Genomic DNA, 15,622 nt, shown 5'->3' with positions numbered 1-15,622 from the left:
CAGACTGGCGCTCATAACGGAAGGAGCATCCCGATGTCTGAGATCGCCGACGAGACGATCACTCTCGTGCGTCGCTGGCTGAGTGAGGCGTCGACGGTCCCGGTCGGCGGTTCCGCCGCCCAACTGGCCGGCCTGCTGCGCGACCCGAAGGGGCTGGCGTTCGCGGTCGGCTTCGTGGACGGCGTGGTCCGGCCGGAGGACCGCCGGGTCAGCGCCCGCGCCCTGAACGCGCTGGCCGGCGACGTGCCGAGCTTCCTGCCGGCCCACCTGAAGGCCGCGGTCAAGGTCGGCGGCGCGCTCGCCCCGATCATGCCCGGCGTGGTGGTCCCGGTGGCCCGGCGCGCGCTGCGGCACATGGTCGGCCACCTCATCGTGGATGCCACCGACGCCCGTCTGGGTCGCGCCATCCGAAAAATCAAGAAGCGCGGCGTACGTCTCAACGTCAACCTCCTGGGCGAGGCCGTCCTGGGCCGCGGCGAGGCGTCGCGCCGGCTCGGCGACACCGAACGCCTGCTGGCCCGCGCCGACGTCGACTACGTGTCGATCAAGGTGTCGTCGACCGTGGCCCCGCACAACGCGTGGGCATTCGACGAGGCCGTCGACGACATCGTCGAGAAGCTGCTCCCCCTGTTCACGCACGCCGCCAAGACGCGCAAGTTCGTGAACCTGGACATGGAGGAGTACAAGGACCTCGACCTGACCATCGCGGTCTTCACCCGCCTGCTGGACCGGCCCGACCTGCTCGGCCTCGAAGCCGGCATCGTGCTGCAGGCCTACCTGCCGGACGCGCTCAGCGCCATGACCCGCCTGCAGGTGTGGTCGGCCTCGCGCCGCGAGCGCGGGGGCGCCGGCATCAAGGTGCGCCTGGTCAAGGGGGCCAACCTGCCGATGGAACGGGTCGAGTCGGCGCTGCACGGCTGGCCGCTCGCGACCTGTGACAGCAAGCAGGCGACCGACACCAACTACAAGCGGGTGCTGAACTACGCGCTCGACCCGGACCGGATCCGCAACGTGCGGCTCGGGGTGGCCGGGCACAACCTGTTCGACGTCGCCTACGCGTGGACCCTGGCCGGGCAGCGCGGGGTGCGCGACGGCATCGAGTTCGAGATGCTGCTGGGCATGGCCGAGGGGCAGGCCGAGGCGGTCCGGCGCGAGGTCGGCGGGCTGCTGCTGTACACGCCGGTGGTGCGGCCCGAGCAGTTCGACGTGGCCATCGCGTACCTGATCCGGCGGCTCGAAGAGGGCGCCAGCTCGGACAACTTCATGTCGGCGGTGTTCGAGCTGAACGACAACGCCGCGCTGTTCGAGCGGGAGAAGGAGCGTTTCCTCGCCTCCCTGCGCGACCTGGACGACGCCGTTCCGCTGCCGAACCGGGTGGTCGACCGATTTGCCGCGACCCAGCCCTCCACAGTCGGACATTTCGCCAATACCCCGGACACCGACCCGGCGGTCACCGCGAACCGCGACCGGATGCGCGAGCTCCTCGCCCGCGTGCCCGCCTCCACTCTCGGCACCGACCTCCGCAAGATCGAATCGCTGGACGAGCTCAACACCACCCTGGAGAAGGCCGCGGCCGCGACCTGGGGTGGCGCGGACCGCCGGGCGGTCCTGCACAAGGTCGGCGAGGCCCTGGAGAAGAACCGCGACGTTCTGCTCGAAGTGATGGCCGCCGAGGCCGGCAAGACCATCGACCAGGCCGACCCCGAGGTCTCCGAGGCGATCGACTTCGCCCACTACTACGCGGAGCTGTCCGCGGAAACCCCGGACGGCGCGACCCCGGTCCCGGCCCGGCTGACCCTGGTCACGCCGCCGTGGAACTTCCCGGTGGCCATCCCGGCCGGCTCGATGCTGGCCGCCCTGGCCGCCGGCTCGGCCGTCGTGATCAAGCCGGCCGGCCCGGCCGAACGCTGCGGGACCGTGCTGGCCGGCATCGTCCGCGACGCCCTGGCCGCCGCCGGCGCCGACCCCGGCCTGGTCACGCCGCTGCAGGTCGACGAGGGCACGCTGGGCGAGCAGCTGATCGCCCACCCGCTGGTCGACCGGGTGATCCTGACCGGCGCGTACGAGACGGCCGAGCTGTTCCGGTCGTTCCGCACCGACCTGCCGCTGCTGGCCGAGACCAGCGGCAAGAACGCGATCATCGTGACCCCGAGCGCCGACCTCGACCTGGCCGTCAAGGACGTGGTCTCCTCGGCGTTCGGCCACGCCGGCCAGAAGTGCTCGGCCGCATCCCTGGTCGTGCTGGTCGGATCGGTCGCCCGCTCCGAGCGTTTCCGTACCCAGTTGCTCGACGCGGTGTCGTCGCTCGAGGTCGGCCTCCCGACCGCGCCGCGCACCCAGGTCGGCCCGCTGATCGAGCCGGCCGCCGGCAAGCTGCTGGAGGGCCTGACCACGCTCGGCGCCGGCGAGAGCTGGCTGCTCAAGCCCGAGAAGCTCGACGAGGCCGGCCGGCTGTGGAGCCCGGGCATCCGCGACGGCGTGCGCCGCGGCTCGGCCTACCACAGGACCGAGTACTTCGGCCCGATCCTCGGGATCATGACCGCAGACAGCCTGGACGAGGCGATCGACCTGGTCAACGACGTCGACTACGGGCTCACCTCGGGCCTGCACTCGCTCGACGCGGGCGAGGTCCGCACCTGGCTCGACCAGGTCCAGGCGGGCAATCTCTACGTCAACCGGGGCATCACCGGCGCGATCGTGCGCCGGCAGCCGTTCGGCGGCTGGAAGCTTTCCGCGGTCGGCGCCGGCACCAAGGCGGGCGGCCCCAACTACCTGGTCGGCCTGAGCGGTTGGGCGCCGGCTCCGGCGGTGGTCACGGCCGAGATCAAAGACTTGCGCGTACGGTCGTTGCTCGCGTCCGCCGCCGGCCACCTGACCGAGGAGCAGATCGCCTCGGTCACCCGGGCCGCCGGCAGCGACGCGGCCGCCTGGGCCGACTCGTTCGGCACCGCCGCCGACGTCTCCGCGCTCGGCGTCGAACGCAACGTGCTCCGTTACCGGCCCACCCCGGTGACCGTCCGGCTGTCCGAGGGTGCCCCGCTCGCCGACCTGGTCCGGGTCCTGGCCGCGGGCCTGCTGGCCGGCGCCCCGGTCCACGTCTCGTCGGCGACCGCGCTGCCCGCGGGTCTCGCCCCGGACGCGGTCGTCGAGTCCGACGCCGAGTTCGCGGCCGGCCTCGACGCGGCCCACCGGGTCCGTCTGATCGGCGGGTCGGCGGCCGAGCTGGCGGCGGCCACCGGCGGGCGCCCGGACCTCGCGGTCTGGGCCGGCCCGGTGGTCGAGGCCGGTCGGGTCGAGCTGCTGCCGTTCCTGCACGAGCAGGCCGTCAGCATCACCGCGCACCGCTTCGGCAACCCGCTCCCGATGGCCGCCGAGGTCCTCTAGACGACCGAGAAACCGGGCGGGAGAGCGTCCCGCCCGGTCAGGGCGCGCAGGAGCGGGACTCCGGAGCCGACGCCGAGGGCGGTACGGGAGGCCATCGCCAGGGACTCGGCCAGGGTCTCGATCGGCAGGTCGTCGTAGGGCAGGCCGATCGCCGTGGCCGCGTCCAGGCCGTGCACGACCAGCTCGAAGGTGCGGGTCGGGATCCAGTCCCGGACCCGCATGCCGCCGGCCGCACTGATGATCACGTCGTCGTCGGCCACCCGGGACAGCGCCTCGGTGGCCCGGCCGATCAGCGTGCTGACCTCGTCGGCCGGCCGCTCCCCCAGGTCCTCGGCGGTGGCCCGGGCATCCTCGGTCGACGCCTCGTGGGCGGCCGCGACCAGGTCGGCGGGCGCCGACCGGGCGTACGCGAAATAGCCTTCGGGGGTCGCGACCTCGATGACCGGGGCCCGGGTGGCGAGCACGTCGGGGACCTGCCGGAGCGCGGAACTCACCGTGTGGCCGAGCAGTTCCCGCAGGGTCCACTCGCCGAGGCCGGGCTCGTCCAGGCGCTCCAGGGGGATGGCGGCGACGAGGCCGGCGTACGCGATCGCGGCCGATCGGTAGGTGCGACGAAAGTCCATGTCACCAATCTGCCAGGTCGGCCCGCGGAGGGAAGGCCGCGATCTCGGCCGCCCAGTCGACGCCGGCCCGGTTGAGCACCCCCTCGGTGACCTCCAGGCGGATCCGGTGGACCCGGCCCAGGCCGCTCCCGGGCAGCCAGGGCGGCAGGTTCTCGTGCGAGAACGCGACCTCCAGCAGGTGCTGGCCGTCGTCGGACGGGAACTGGCGGAACGCCACGTTGGGCTCGATGAAGCCCAGTTCGCCGGCCGCCCGGTGGCCGCGCAGCCAGTCGGCCAGCTCGATCGTCTCGGCCACGGTCAGGCACGGCGACTCGGACTGCCAGGTGTGCCCGTGGTGATCGGCGGCGGCGACCGACACGACGAGCCAGTCGTCCAGCGGGCCGTCCGGCTCGTCGTCGAACTCGTAGCGCAACGGCCGCATGGACAGCCAGCCGCCGGTCTCCGAAGCGATCTGCATAACAGCATTGTCCCGGCTCAGGAGGCTGCCGGGTAACGTTCGGGCGTGCTTCTACCGCTTCCTCCGGGCGACTTCCAGGCCTACCTGTTCGACTGCGACGGGACCATCACCGACTCCATGCCGGTGCACTACCGGGCCTGGCTGGACGCGCTGGCCGAGTGGGGCGGCGAGTACCCGGAGGAGCTGTTCTACGCGTGGGGCGGCCGTCCGGTGGTCGACATCGTGGCCGATCTGAACCGGCAGCAGGGCCTGGACATGCCGGTCACGGCGGTCGCCGAGCGCCAGGAGTCGCTGTTCCGGGCCGGGCTGGCCACGATGAAGGCGGTCCCCGGGGTTCTCGCCCACATCCTTGAGGCGTACGGGCGGGTCCCGTTCGCCGTCGTCTCCGGCAGCACCCGGCCGGCCGTCGTCGAGTCGCTCAAGGCGCTCGGCCTGCTGGACCACTTCCCGGTCCTGGTCTGCGCCGGGGAGTATGCCCGGCCCAAGCCGGACCCGGAGCCGTACCTGACCGGGGCCCGCCTGCTCGGCGTCGACCCGGCGAAGTGCCTGGCCTTCGAGGACACCGTGCTCGGCGTCCAGGCGGCCGAGGCGGCCGGGATGGCCTGCGTCCGCGTTCCACCGCCGTGGGAGCGCCTGGACGACCGTTAAGATCGGCGACCATGAGCGCTTTCCGGGAGATCCCGCCGACCACCCTCGCTGACGTCCTCGGGCGCGACCGGGTGATGGACATCGGGATCCGGCCGCTCTGGGGGCCGGTCCCGCGCGTGGCCGGCCCGGCGTTCACGGTGCGCTGCGAGCCCGGCGACAACCTGATGCTGCACGCCGCGATCTACCGGGCCGAGCCCGGTTCGGTGATCGTCGTCGAGTCCGGCGACCTCGACTACGCGCTGGCCGGCGGCAACGTGTGCGCGGTCGCGCACCGGCGCGGCGTGGCCGCGTTCGTGCTCGACGGTCTGATCCGCGACCTGGGCGAGGTGCGCGACCTCGGCTTCCCGGTGTTCGCCCGCGGCGTCATCCCGATCCCGGGCACGAAGAGCAGGCTGGGTACGCACGGCGAGCCGGTGCGCTGCGGCGGCGTCACGGTCGGGGCCGGTGACGTGGTCGTCGCCGACGAGGAGGGCATCGTGGTGGTGCCCGCCGACCGGCACGACGAGGTGCTGGCCGCGGCCGAGGCCAAGCTGGCCAAGGAGGCGGCGGAGTCGCTGGACGACTGGGAGCGGGCTCACCGCGCCCGGATCGAGACGACCCTCGCCGGGCTCACCAACGGTTCCTGGCCTCCTCGGCCCAGCCGGTGAGACCGTCCACGTCGATCTTCTGACCGTCGCTGCCCCGGGCCCAGCCGGAGAACCGGCCGAAGCACTGGTGGGTCTCGCCGGCCAGCACGCCCAGGTTGGTCCGGGACACGCGCTCGTGGAACGGCTCGAACGTGACGTCGACCCCGGGCCCGGTGATCCGCCACGGCTTGAGCCAGTCGGTGCGGTCGTACTCCCAGCGCAGGTCGGCGCCGATCTTGTGAAGCCGGCCGTCCTCGAAGACCGCGTTCTCGGTGGTGCCGGTGCCGTCGGTCCACTGGCCGCCGAGCTGGACGGCCCGGCCCGGGCCGGCGCCGGCCGCCCAGTTCCAGGTCGCCGAGTACGGCCATCGGCCGCGCCCGTGGTCCAGCGTCGCGTGGGAGCCGGCCGGGACGGTGTGCTCGACCCCGCCGACCGTGATCGTGCCGTGGACCGGGCGGCCGACGTCCTTCACCGTGTACTGGAACCGGGTGCGGCTCCACGCGACCACGACGCCCAGCGAGTCCCGGTCCTCGACGGCCGGCATGGTGAGGTCGAGCGCGACGTCACGGGCGTGGGCGCGCAACGCCGTACCGTCCGGATTCTGATCGATCTCGATGCTCAGGCCGCCGCCGGACGCCGTGACGCGACCCGAGCCGCTGCGGTCGGGCAGGATCGCGCCGCGGGCCAGCGGGACCGTCGCGTCGACCACGGTCTCCCGGCCGCTGACCCGGTCGAGCAGGTAGAGACCGTGCACGCCGGCATAGTCGAGATGGGAGACGAGCACGCCGGCGATGTGCGCCGGGGTGACCACGCCCCAGTACTCCCAGCGCTTGTTGCGGCCCCAGCCGCGCAGGTTCGCCCGGTGCAACGGCTTGCGACTCCAGCCGACCGCCGCCGGGTTCAGACGGCCGTCCGGCAGGCACAGGTCGACCGGCTCGGTGATCTGGATCTCGTGCGTCACGGGCGCAGGCTACCGCCGTACCGGGCCGCGGTCTCGCCCAGGGATAGTCAGATATCCAGCGGAACCGGTCGGCCGGTCCGAGAAGGTGGTTTCGGGCTCGTTACCATCCGCCCGGAAGCCTTGCCATCCATGCACACTCATCAATAATGAGCGCCATGAGAAGCGCCGACAGCGGAGCCCGCGGCCCCAAGTCACACCCCGCGGCGCAACCCCGCCCACCCGACGAGACCTGTCCACCGGCCCCGGCCCGGCGGGTGACGCCATGAACGCGGTGGCCCACCCAGCAGCCGGTCGCAGAACCCCCGCCCGACGCCGGAACCCCCAGCCCGGCCCCCGCAACCGCACCGATCCGACCCGGCCGACGAGCCGGCGCACCCCCCGCACCGCCCCCGCCGGCCCGGCGACAACCGCCCGGCCCCGGGAAGAACCGGCTCCGGCCCGCGCCCGGGTGACCCCCGCTGCCGCGCCGGCCCAGGAGCCCCCCGCCCCCGCGCGCGCCACGACGGGCCTGCTGCCGCCGGGGCCGGGCCACCGACGTACCGCATCAAAAAATCGCGAAACCGCAAGCGCGGTCCGCGCCGCGCCGCCTCCCGGGCGCACGGCGGACGCCGCGGCCCGCCCACCACCATCGCGTTCCCGGCCGCATTCCCCGCTGTGAGCAAGATCGACTTTGGTTGGCGACGGGGGTTCCGCGGGTAAAGGCTGGGGCAAACGCCGACTCCAGGGGGACCCATGCCCGCCATTCCCACCATCGAGCTGAACAACGGGATCGCCATGCCGCAGGTCGGCTACGGCGTGTTCCAGATCCCGGAGGCCGAGACCACCGAGGCCGTGACCAACGCCCTCGAAGCCGGGTACCGCAGCATCGACACCGCGGCCGCCTACGGCAACGAGACCGGCGTCGGCGCCGCCCTGAAGGCCTCCGGGATCGCCCGCGACGAGCTGTTCATCACCACCAAGCTGTGGAACAGCGACCAGGGGTACGACAGCACGCTGCGCGCCTTCGACGCCAGCCTCGGCCGGCTCGGCCTCGACCACCTCGACCTCTACCTGATCCACTGGCCCACGCCGAAGCACGAGAAGTACCTCGACACCTGGCGCGCCCTGGAGAAGATCCTCGAATCCGGGCAGGTCCGGGCCATCGGTGTCTCCAACTTCCTGCCCGAACACCTGCGCGCCGTCGCCGGCCTCGGCGGCACCGTCCCGGCGGTCAACCAGATCGAGGTCCACCCGGCGCTGCAGCAGCGCGACGCCCAGGAGGCCAACCGGGCGCTGGGCGTGGTCACCGAGGCGTGGAGCCCGCTCGCCCAGGCCGGCGTCCTCGACGACCCGGCCGTCACCGGGATCGCCGCCGCCCTCGGGCGCACCCCGGCGCAGGTCGTGCTCCGCTGGCACCTGCAGCAGGGCCGGGTGATCATCCCGAAGTCGGTCACGCCGTCCCGCATCCGGGAGAACCTGGACCTCTTCGACTTCGAACTGTCCGCGGATCAGCTGGCGGCGATCGACGGGCTGGAGAGCGACGGCCGCACCGGCCCCCACCCCGACTTCTTCAACTGACTTTCCGCCCTGTTGTCGCGGGGACGCGCTTCGGTCGGTCACATCTTCGAGGAAAGCCATTGCGGCTGCCGATAGGTGTGGCCGGCACCGTGACGTCCCAGCTTTGAGCAGGTGGCCGGTCGAGCCGGGCGCAGGCGTGGCCGTGGCCGCGCACGCGACCGGCGGCAATCGACCTGTCACGCACCGCGAGTCAGCTCACAGACGGCCCTCAGCAACCTCACAACCAGGCGCGTCACAGTAGGTACACATCCCCCGCACCCTGGAGGTAAGTGATGGGTCTTCTCGGCATTCTCGGCCTGGCCCTGCTGATCGTGCAGTTCCTGCTGATCGCGCGGGCGGTGCTGGACTGGAGCGTCGTGCTGGCCGGCCCGGCGATGCCCGGGTCGTTCCGGTCCCGGGTGTCCGGTGGTGTGTTCGCGGTGACCGAGCCGATCCTGGCGCCGGTCCGGCGGCTGATCCCGCCGTTGCGGGCGGGCGGCATGTCGATCGACCTCTCGTTCATCGTGGTGTTCTTCGCGGTCACGATCCTCCGCGAGATCATCTCCTGATCTGACCGACTCCCGACAGAGGCCGCGCACCCCGAGGGTGCGCGGCCTTCTTGTTCATAGACTTGAATGAGTGACCGATTCTCAGAAGAGCATTTTCCTTCGGTACGTGTACGCGGGCGCGATCAGCCGGGATCCGGATGCGGTGGCCGCGCTGTTCACCCCGGACGGTGTGTACGAGGCGCCGCTGATGCCGGCCCGCTGGTCCGGGCGGGCGGAGATCCGGGCCGGGGTCGCCGCGATCCAGCGGGACAATCCGGGCGAGGCCGATCCGCAGCGCACCGGGTACGTGCTGCACGAGACCGCCGACCCGGACGTCTTCATCGCCGAGATCGACTCGGTGGTGGACGGCGTGCCGGTGGCGCTGGTGCAGATCTTCCGCGTCCGCGACGGGCTGATCGCTCGCCTGCGCGACTACTTCAGAGCAGGGCCGTGACGGAGTCGGCCAGGCCGGTGTCGGCCGGGGTGGTGACCTCGCAGAAGCGCCACTTCTTGTCGGTGCCGCGGAACAGGGTGATCCGGACCGTGGTGGCCTTGAGTTCCGGCAGGTAGGAGAGGACGGTCGTCTTCTTGCCGACGGTGCGCATGGTCAGCGCCTCGGCCGGGCGGCTCACCTGGATGCTGACCACGGCCTGGTCGCCGAGCGGGGTCGCGCCGGCCGACGGGGACGGTGACGGCCATTGGACGCCGGTCACGGTCGGGGTGGTCGTCGTCACGTAGGCACCCTGGTCGACCAGGGACCGGGTCTGCCGGATCAAGTCGTTGCTGGCCGCGCAGCCCGGTGCCGCGATCATGGCGACCTTGTCCGGGTCCGGGTTGGTGACCAGCCACTGTCCGTACTTGATCAGCGAGGCGACGATCGTGGGCAGCGTGCTGCCGGTGTTCGACAGGCCGGGCGCGGAGCTGTTGGCCGGTGGCGCGGTCTGGACGAACGTGCTGGTCGGACCGGGTGTGGCGGTCGTGGTGGGCGTCGCCGTGGTGGTCGAGGCGAACGCGGCGCACCCGGTCAGGGCGGACGCCGAGGCGAGCACGGCGGTCAGCCGCAGGGCACGACGGGGGGTCGGCTGCATGGGGGGATCCCTCCGGTACGACGGTTCGAGGAGTCCCGTCGGTTCCGGAGGGCACCGGTTGAGGAATCGCCGCCCCCGGATGAGAACGGCAACCGGCCGCGGGCAACCCGGGTCGGCACGGGAGCTAGGCGGGGCCGGGGAGCGAACGCGCGGCGGCCAGCCCACCCGGGGTGAGCCGGTAGTACCGCCGCGCCGGCCGCCCGGCCACCGCCGGGTCCAGGTCCTCCCACCGGGCCGAGATCCAGCCGGCCGTCTCCAGCCGGGTCAGGATCGGGTAGAGCGTCCCGCTCGGACAGCCGCCGGCCCGCATCAGGTCGAGGCCGTACCGTTCGGCCGCCGGGTCCTGCAGGAACGCGGACAGCACCCGTCGTACCGCCGCGGTGGCCCGGACCGGCTCGACCATGCCGCCATCGTTCTACAGGCCGCCGTCGTCCGACAAGACGTGCCCGGCGGCGAACTCCAGCGCCTTGACGTCGAAGTAGGTACGGCCGCCGTCGTGACCGTCCCACTCGTAGATCTCGATCTCGCGGGGCCCGGCCAGTTCGTTGAAGGCCGCGAAGACCCCGGACGGCGGGCACGTCGTGTCCATCAGCGCGGTCGAGAACAGGGCCGGCGCGGTGATCCGGCGGGCCAGGTTGACCACGTCGAAGTGGTCGAGCGTCGCGAACGTCTCGGCCGCCCGGGACGGGTTGGCCCGCAGGAACTGGACGATCTCCTGGAACGGGAAGCTGTCCGAGATGGTGACCGCCCGCCGGATGTCGCACAGGAACGGCACCCCGGCGACCACGGCCGCGACCCGGTCCGGCACCAGGCCGGCGGCCGCGATCGACAGCGCGCCGCCCTGGCTCTTGCCGGTCGTGACCAGCTTCGACGCGTCGACCCCGGGCAGTTCGGCGGCGGTCTCGACGGCCCGGGCGGCGTCGGTGAACAGCCGCCGGTAGTAGTGCGTCTCCGGGGACCGGGCGCCGCGGGTCATCTGGCCCGGCGTGGACGGGCCGGCGCCGTCGAGGTCCCGGTCGGGCGTGTCGCCCCCGCGCCAGCCGCCGCCCTGGCCGCGGGTGTCCATCACCAGGTGCGCGTAGCCGGCCGCGCTCCAGATCAGCCAGTCGATCGGGAGGCCGCGCCCACCGCCGTACCCGATGAACTCGACCGCGATCGGCAGCGGCCCGGAGGCGCCGGCCGGGACGTTGAGCCACGCCTTGATCGGCTGGCCGGCGAAGCCGGTGAAGGTCACGTCGTAGGTGGTGACGCCGCGCAGCGGGGAGTCGACCGGGACGAGTTCGACCGGCTTGGCGGCCGCGCGGGCCTCGTCGAGCGTGCGGGTCCAGAAGTCGCCGAACCCGGCCGGTTCGGGGGTGGCCGTGCGGTACGCGCGCAGTTCGGGCAGAGGGAGATCAAAAAGCGCCATGCCCGACACGGTAGGGGTTCAGGTTTGCGGAAACCACCACGGCGTGCACGATGGTCGCCATGCCCGGTGCGACCCCGACCTCCCGCCCGGCGCCGCACGTCCTGGAAGCGGTGCTGGAACGGCTGACCTATGTGAACGAGGAGACCGGCTACACGGTGGCCCGGGTGGCCACCGCGAAGAGCGGCTCCGACCTGCTCACGGTCGTCGGCGCGCTGCTCGGCGCGCAGCCCGGGGAGAGTCTGCGGCTGTCCGGCTGGTGGTCGTCGCATCCGCAGTACGGGCGGCAGTTCGAGGTCGTCTCGTACACCACGGTGCTGCCCGCGACCGTGCAGGGCATCCGCCGTTATCTGGGATCGGGCCTGGTCAAGGGCATCGGGCCGGTGTTCGCGGAACGCATCGTGGACCACTTCGGCCTGGAGACCCTGGACATCATCGAGGGGTCGCCGGGGCGGCTGATCGAGGTCACCGGGCTCGGCCCGAAACGCACCGCGAAGATCACCGCGGCCTGGGCCGAGCAGAAGGCGATCAAGGAGGTGATGCTGTTCCTGCAGGGGGTCGGCGTCTCCACCTCGATCGCGGTACGGATCTACAAGAAGTACGGGGACGCGTCCATCTCGGTGGTCAAGAACAGTCCCTACAAGCTGGCGTCGGACGTGTGGGGCATCGGGTTCAAGACCGCCGACACGATCGCGCAGGCGGTCGGGATCCCGCACGACAGTCCCGAACGGGTGAAGGCCGGGCTGCAGTACACGTTGTCGCAGGCGACCGACAACGGTCACTGCTTCCTGCCGGTTCCCGAGCTGACCGAGGACGCGGCCAAGATCCTGGAAGTGCCCGCCGGGCTTATCCCGACATGTCTGGCGGATCTGGTCGACGAGGAGGGCGTCGTGCGCGAGGGGGACAACGTCTACCTCGTGCCGTTCCACCGGGCGGAGATGTCGCTCGCCTCGTCGCTCGTCAGTTTGTTGCGCGACAAGTCGGACAGGATGCCGGCCTTCCACGACGTGAACTGGCCGAAGGCGCTCGACTGGCTGCACAAGCGCACCGGCTCCACCCTGGCGCCCGAGCAGGAACAGGCCGTCAAGCTCGCGCTGACCGAGAAGGTAGCGGTCCTCACCGGCGGCCCCGGCTGCGGGAAGAGCTTCACCGTCCGTTCCATCGTCGAACTCGCCGCCGCCAAGAAAGCCAAGATCCAGCTGGTCGCCCCGACCGGCCGCGCCGCCAAACGCCTGGCCGAGCTCACCGGCCACCCGGCCGCCACCGTCCACCGCCTGCTCAAACTCCAGCCCGGCGGCGACGCCACCTACGACCGCGACAACCCGCTGGACGCCGATCTGCTGGTCGTCGACGAGTCCTCGATGCTCGACCTGATCCTGGCCAACAAGCTGGTCAAGGCCATCCCGCCGGGCGCGCACCTGCTCCTGGTCGGCGACGTCGACCAGCTCCCGTCGGTCGGCGCCGGCGAGGTCCTGCGCGACCTGCTGGCCGCCGACGTCATCCCACGCGTCCGCCTCACCCAGATCTTCCGCCAGGCCGCCGAGAGCGGCGTCGTCACCAACGCGCACCGCGTCAACCAGGGCCGGCCGCCGCTGCTCGACGGCATGCGGGACTTCTTCCTGTTCCCGTGCGACGACACCGAGGCCACGGCCGGCCTCACGGTCGACGTCGCGTGCCACCGGATCCCCCGCAAGTTCGGCCTCGACCCGCGCCGCGACGTGCAGATCCTCACCCCGATGCACCGCGGCCCGGCCGGCGCCGGCGCGCTCAACACGCTCCTGCAGCAGGAACTCACCCCCGGCCGGGAGGGTCTCCCGGAACGACGGGTCGGCGGCCGGGTGTTCCGCGTCGGCGACAAGGTCACCCAGATCCGCAACAACTACGACAAGGGTGTGGCCGGGGTCTTCAACGGCACCGTCGGTGTCGTCACCGGGCTTTCGCCCGAAGAGCAGACGCTTACGGTACGGACGGACGAGGACGAAGTCATCGACTACGACTTCGACGAGCTGGACGAGCTGGCCCACGCGTATGCGATCACCATCCACCGTTCGCAGGGCTCGGAGTACCCGGCCGTCGTCATCCCGCTCACCACGAGCGCGTGGATGATGCTGCAACGGAATCTGCTCTACACCGCGATCACCCGGGCCAAGAAACTCGTCGTCCTGGTCGGTTCCCGCAGAGCGCTGGCGGCGGCGGTCCGCACGGTCAGCGCCGGCCGCCGGCACACCGCCCTGACCGAGCGCCTGGGCTGAGAAACGGTCACCCGGAAGTGAACTAGCAGCAATACCGCGGGCGCGTTGCGGAAATGCGCGGATACCGGCCGAACAGCCGTCACCGGAAGACGGCCGGGCAGCCAATTACGGTAAACACGGTGAGTCGAAAACAATGGTCACGCCGTGAATGCGAAATAGTCTTTCCCCGTCGCAGTTCCGTCAACAACCAACGGGGGTACCTCGAATGTTCCGTCTGCTCACCGCCGGCGCCGCCGCGCTCGCCGCCGTCGCCGTGGCCGTTCCGGCCCAGGCCCGGCCGGCACCCGGACCGGACCAACAGATGACCATCCGGGTGGTCAACGCCAACGGCTCGGGCTGCCCGGACAAGACCGCGAAGATCACGGTCTCGCCGGACAACACCGCGTTCACGGTCACCTACTCGGATTACACGGCCCAGGTCGGCCCGACGGCCTCGCCGCTCGATTTCCGGAAGAATTGCCAACTGGCCCTGGACGTGAAGGTGCCGACCGGATTCACGTTCGCGATCGCCAGCGCCGATTACCGCGGATATGCCAGCCTGGCCCGCGGGGCCTGGGCCCAGGAATCGGCCAACTACTATTTCCAGGGCCATTCCACCACGACCCGTTCCGAGCACAACCTGAGGGGCCCGTTCGACGACGACTGGCAGCGCGGGGACCGGATCGGCATCGCCTCGCTGAGCTACCTGCCGTGCGGCGAGCGGCGCTACCTGAACATCAACACCGACCTGCGGGTCAACCGCGGCACGTCGGACCGCACCAGGACCAGCTTCATCTCGATGGACTCGACCGACGCGGCGATCAACACCGTTTACCACGTCGCCTGGCGCAAGTGCGGCTAGTTGTCGTATGCGGCCCACTTGCTCTCAGCGGGTGGGCGATGGCGGCCGGCCGTCTCCTCGACGGCCGGCTCCGCCGCCGCCGGTGACTGCAGGGACCGGTGGGCGAAGAACGAGGCCAGCGCGGTGGTGATCGGCACCGCGGCGATCAGGCCGATCGTGCCGACCGCGCTGCGGACCAGCTCCTGAGCGATCAGCTGGCCGGTGAGCAGTTCCCCGACCGGCGTGCCACCGGTCGCGAAGAGCAGCATCAGGGGCAGGGACGCGCCCGCGTACGCGAGCACGATCGTGTTGATCACCGAGGCGATGTGGGCCCGGCCGATGCGGGTGGCCGCGCCGTAGAGCCGGCGGAACCCGTACGCCGGGTTGGCGATCGCCAGCTCGGTGACGGTCGCCGACTGGGTGACCGTGACGTCGTCGAGCACGCCGAGCGAGCCGATCACGATGCTGGCCAGCAGCAGGCCCTGCATGTTGACCTCGCCCTGGGTGATCGACAGGAAGTTCGAGGTGTCGTCGGCGACGCCGGTCAGGTGCACCGCGGCGACGCTGATCTCGGCCAGCACGGTCGTGATGACCAGGCTGGCCAGGGTGCCGGCGACCGCGATGGTGGTGGTGATGTTCAACCCGTGGGTCAGGTAGAGCACGGTCAGCATGATCGCGGCCGAGCCGACCACGGCGACCAGCATCGGGGACCGGCCGTCGAGGATGGCCGGGACGATGAAGAACAGCAGCACCCCGAACGTCACCGCCAGCCCGGCCAGCGCGGTCAGCCCCCGCCACCGGCCGAACGCGACCACGGCCAGGGCGAACGCGATGCCGAGCAGCCACAGCTCGCGCGAGCGCTGGTGATCGGAGATGGACCAGGTCAGGCCGCCGGTCTCGTTCTCCAGGCCCAGCACGATCACCCGGTCGCCCTGGCCGATCTCCGGGGCGCCCGGACCGTACGGCAGCTCGGTGGTCACCACCTCGCCCGACGCCAGTTTCAGCACGGCGGTGCCGCAGCCGGTGGGCTGGGTCTCCCCGGCCGGCACGGGCGCGCACTCGGCGCGGGTGACGCTCTGCACCACCGCCTTGGACTGCGGCGGGCCGGCCGCCGAGTCGGCCTTGGGCGCGTCGTGCGGCCAGAGCAGCAGCATGCCGAGCGCGGTCAGCAGCACCGCGGGGATGAGCAGGAGAAGCGTGAGCCGGCGGGCCCGCGGGAGCAGGTCCGAGCCGTGCGCGTGGCCATGGCTGTGGCTGTGCGGTTCGGGCATGCC

At 71.7% G+C, this 15,622-nt stretch carries 15 protein-coding genes; 8 read left to right on the top strand and 7 right to left on the bottom strand.

The genetic code is table 11. The annotated features are described in order from the left end of the window. Nucleotides 1-33: 33 nt before the first annotated feature. Nucleotides 34-3,384: a bifunctional proline dehydrogenase/L-glutamate gamma-semialdehyde dehydrogenase gene (locus tag ACSHV8_RS04525; protein WP_436529663.1), complete on the top strand. Its 3,351-nt coding sequence runs from the start codon at nucleotides 34-36 to the stop codon at nucleotides 3,382-3,384. On the opposite strand, the gene ACSHV8_RS04520 is transcribed toward ACSHV8_RS04525, so the two are convergent. Both ACSHV8_RS04520 and ACSHV8_RS04515 read right to left on the bottom strand, forming a co-directional pair. After that, nucleotides 3,381-4,007, bottom strand: a complete 627-nt coding sequence (locus tag ACSHV8_RS04520) for a maleylpyruvate isomerase N-terminal domain-containing protein (protein ID WP_436529661.1) — start codon at nucleotides 4,005-4,007, stop codon at nucleotides 3,381-3,383. The two genes, ACSHV8_RS04525 and ACSHV8_RS04520, sit on opposite strands and share 4 nt — an antisense overlap. Nucleotide 4,008: 1 nt before the next feature. Then, a complete protein-coding gene (locus ACSHV8_RS04515; RefSeq protein ID WP_436529659.1) occupies nucleotides 4,009-4,464 on the bottom strand; it encodes a WapI family immunity protein in 456 nt (151 codons plus the stop codon). Between the two features lie 45 nt (nucleotides 4,465-4,509). Between ACSHV8_RS04515 and ACSHV8_RS04510 the strand changes: the two genes are divergently transcribed. Both ACSHV8_RS04510 and ACSHV8_RS04505 read left to right on the top strand, forming a co-directional pair. Beyond that, nucleotides 4,510-5,112 carry an HAD family hydrolase gene (locus ACSHV8_RS04510; protein ID WP_436529658.1) on the top strand — a complete coding sequence of 201 codons (603 nt, stop codon included), beginning with the start codon at nucleotides 4,510-4,512 and terminating at the stop codon, nucleotides 5,110-5,112. Nucleotides 5,113-5,123: 11 nt separating this feature from the next. Beyond that, complete coding sequence (locus ACSHV8_RS04505; RefSeq protein WP_436529656.1) at nucleotides 5,124-5,759, top strand: RraA family protein; 636 nt, start codon at nucleotides 5,124-5,126, stop codon at nucleotides 5,757-5,759. Here ACSHV8_RS04505 and ACSHV8_RS04500 read toward each other — a convergent pair. Continuing rightward, nucleotides 5,722-6,699 carry a DUF2804 domain-containing protein gene (locus ACSHV8_RS04500; protein ID WP_436529654.1) on the bottom strand — a complete coding sequence of 326 codons (978 nt, stop codon included), beginning with the start codon at nucleotides 6,697-6,699 and terminating at the stop codon, nucleotides 5,722-5,724. The two genes, ACSHV8_RS04505 and ACSHV8_RS04500, sit on opposite strands and share 38 nt — an antisense overlap. Nucleotides 6,700-7,431: 732 nt before the next feature. Here ACSHV8_RS04500 and ACSHV8_RS04495 point away from each other — a divergent pair. The 3 genes from ACSHV8_RS04495 to ACSHV8_RS04485 all read left to right on the top strand — a co-directional run bounded on the left by ACSHV8_RS04495 (nucleotide 7,432) and on the right by ACSHV8_RS04485 (nucleotide 9,237). After that, nucleotides 7,432-8,256 carry an aldo/keto reductase gene (locus ACSHV8_RS04495; RefSeq protein WP_436529653.1) on the top strand — a complete coding sequence of 275 codons (825 nt, stop codon included), beginning with the start codon at nucleotides 7,432-7,434 and terminating at the stop codon, nucleotides 8,254-8,256. 272 nt (nucleotides 8,257-8,528) lie between these two features. Beyond that, nucleotides 8,529-8,804 (top strand): YggT family protein, encoded by a 276-nt coding sequence (locus ACSHV8_RS04490; RefSeq protein ID WP_436529651.1) that lies wholly within the window; start codon nucleotides 8,529-8,531, stop codon nucleotides 8,802-8,804. Nucleotides 8,805-8,874: 70 nt separating this feature from the next. Beyond that, the gene (locus ACSHV8_RS04485; protein WP_436529649.1) at nucleotides 8,875-9,237 is read left to right on the top strand and encodes a nuclear transport factor 2 family protein; all 363 of its coding nucleotides are present in this window, start codon (nucleotides 8,875-8,877) and stop codon (nucleotides 9,235-9,237) included. Here the strand turns inward: ACSHV8_RS04485 and ACSHV8_RS04480 are convergent. The 3 genes from ACSHV8_RS04480 to ACSHV8_RS04470 form a co-directional block, all read right to left on the bottom strand. Continuing rightward, the gene (locus tag ACSHV8_RS04480) at nucleotides 9,221-9,871 is read right to left on the bottom strand and encodes a hypothetical protein (RefSeq protein WP_436529648.1); all 651 of its coding nucleotides are present in this window, start codon (nucleotides 9,869-9,871) and stop codon (nucleotides 9,221-9,223) included. The genes ACSHV8_RS04485 and ACSHV8_RS04480 overlap by 17 nt on opposite strands. A gap of 124 nt (nucleotides 9,872-9,995) precedes the next feature. Further along, nucleotides 9,996-10,274 (bottom strand): PadR family transcriptional regulator, encoded by a 279-nt coding sequence (locus ACSHV8_RS04475; RefSeq protein WP_436529646.1) that lies wholly within the window; start codon nucleotides 10,272-10,274, stop codon nucleotides 9,996-9,998. Between the two features lie 12 nt (nucleotides 10,275-10,286). Continuing rightward, nucleotides 10,287-11,279, bottom strand: coding sequence for an acetylxylan esterase (locus ACSHV8_RS04470; protein WP_436529645.1), 993 nt, complete (start codon nucleotides 11,277-11,279; stop codon nucleotides 10,287-10,289). A gap of 59 nt (nucleotides 11,280-11,338) precedes the next feature. Between ACSHV8_RS04470 and recD2 the strand changes: the two genes are divergently transcribed. After that, complete coding sequence (recD2, locus tag ACSHV8_RS04465; protein ID WP_436529644.1) at nucleotides 11,339-13,528, top strand: SF1B family DNA helicase RecD2; 2,190 nt, start codon at nucleotides 11,339-11,341, stop codon at nucleotides 13,526-13,528. 205 nt (nucleotides 13,529-13,733) lie between these two features. Continuing rightward, nucleotides 13,734-14,369: a DUF4360 domain-containing protein gene (locus tag ACSHV8_RS04460; RefSeq protein ID WP_436529642.1), complete on the top strand. Its 636-nt coding sequence runs from the start codon at nucleotides 13,734-13,736 to the stop codon at nucleotides 14,367-14,369. On the opposite strand, the gene ACSHV8_RS04455 is transcribed toward ACSHV8_RS04460, so the two are convergent. After that, nucleotides 14,366-15,619: a YibE/F family protein gene (locus ACSHV8_RS04455; RefSeq protein WP_436529640.1), complete on the bottom strand. Its 1,254-nt coding sequence runs from the start codon at nucleotides 15,617-15,619 to the stop codon at nucleotides 14,366-14,368. The genes ACSHV8_RS04460 and ACSHV8_RS04455 overlap by 4 nt on opposite strands. Nucleotides 15,620-15,622 lie beyond the last annotated feature (3 nt).

The organism is Actinoplanes sp. HUAS TT8 (assembly GCF_051380535.1).
Taxonomy (GTDB): Bacteria; Actinomycetota; Actinomycetes; order Mycobacteriales; family Micromonosporaceae; genus Actinoplanes.
The sequence above is the reverse complement of the archived record's forward strand: the minus strand, read 5'-3'. Positions and strand labels throughout refer to the sequence as shown.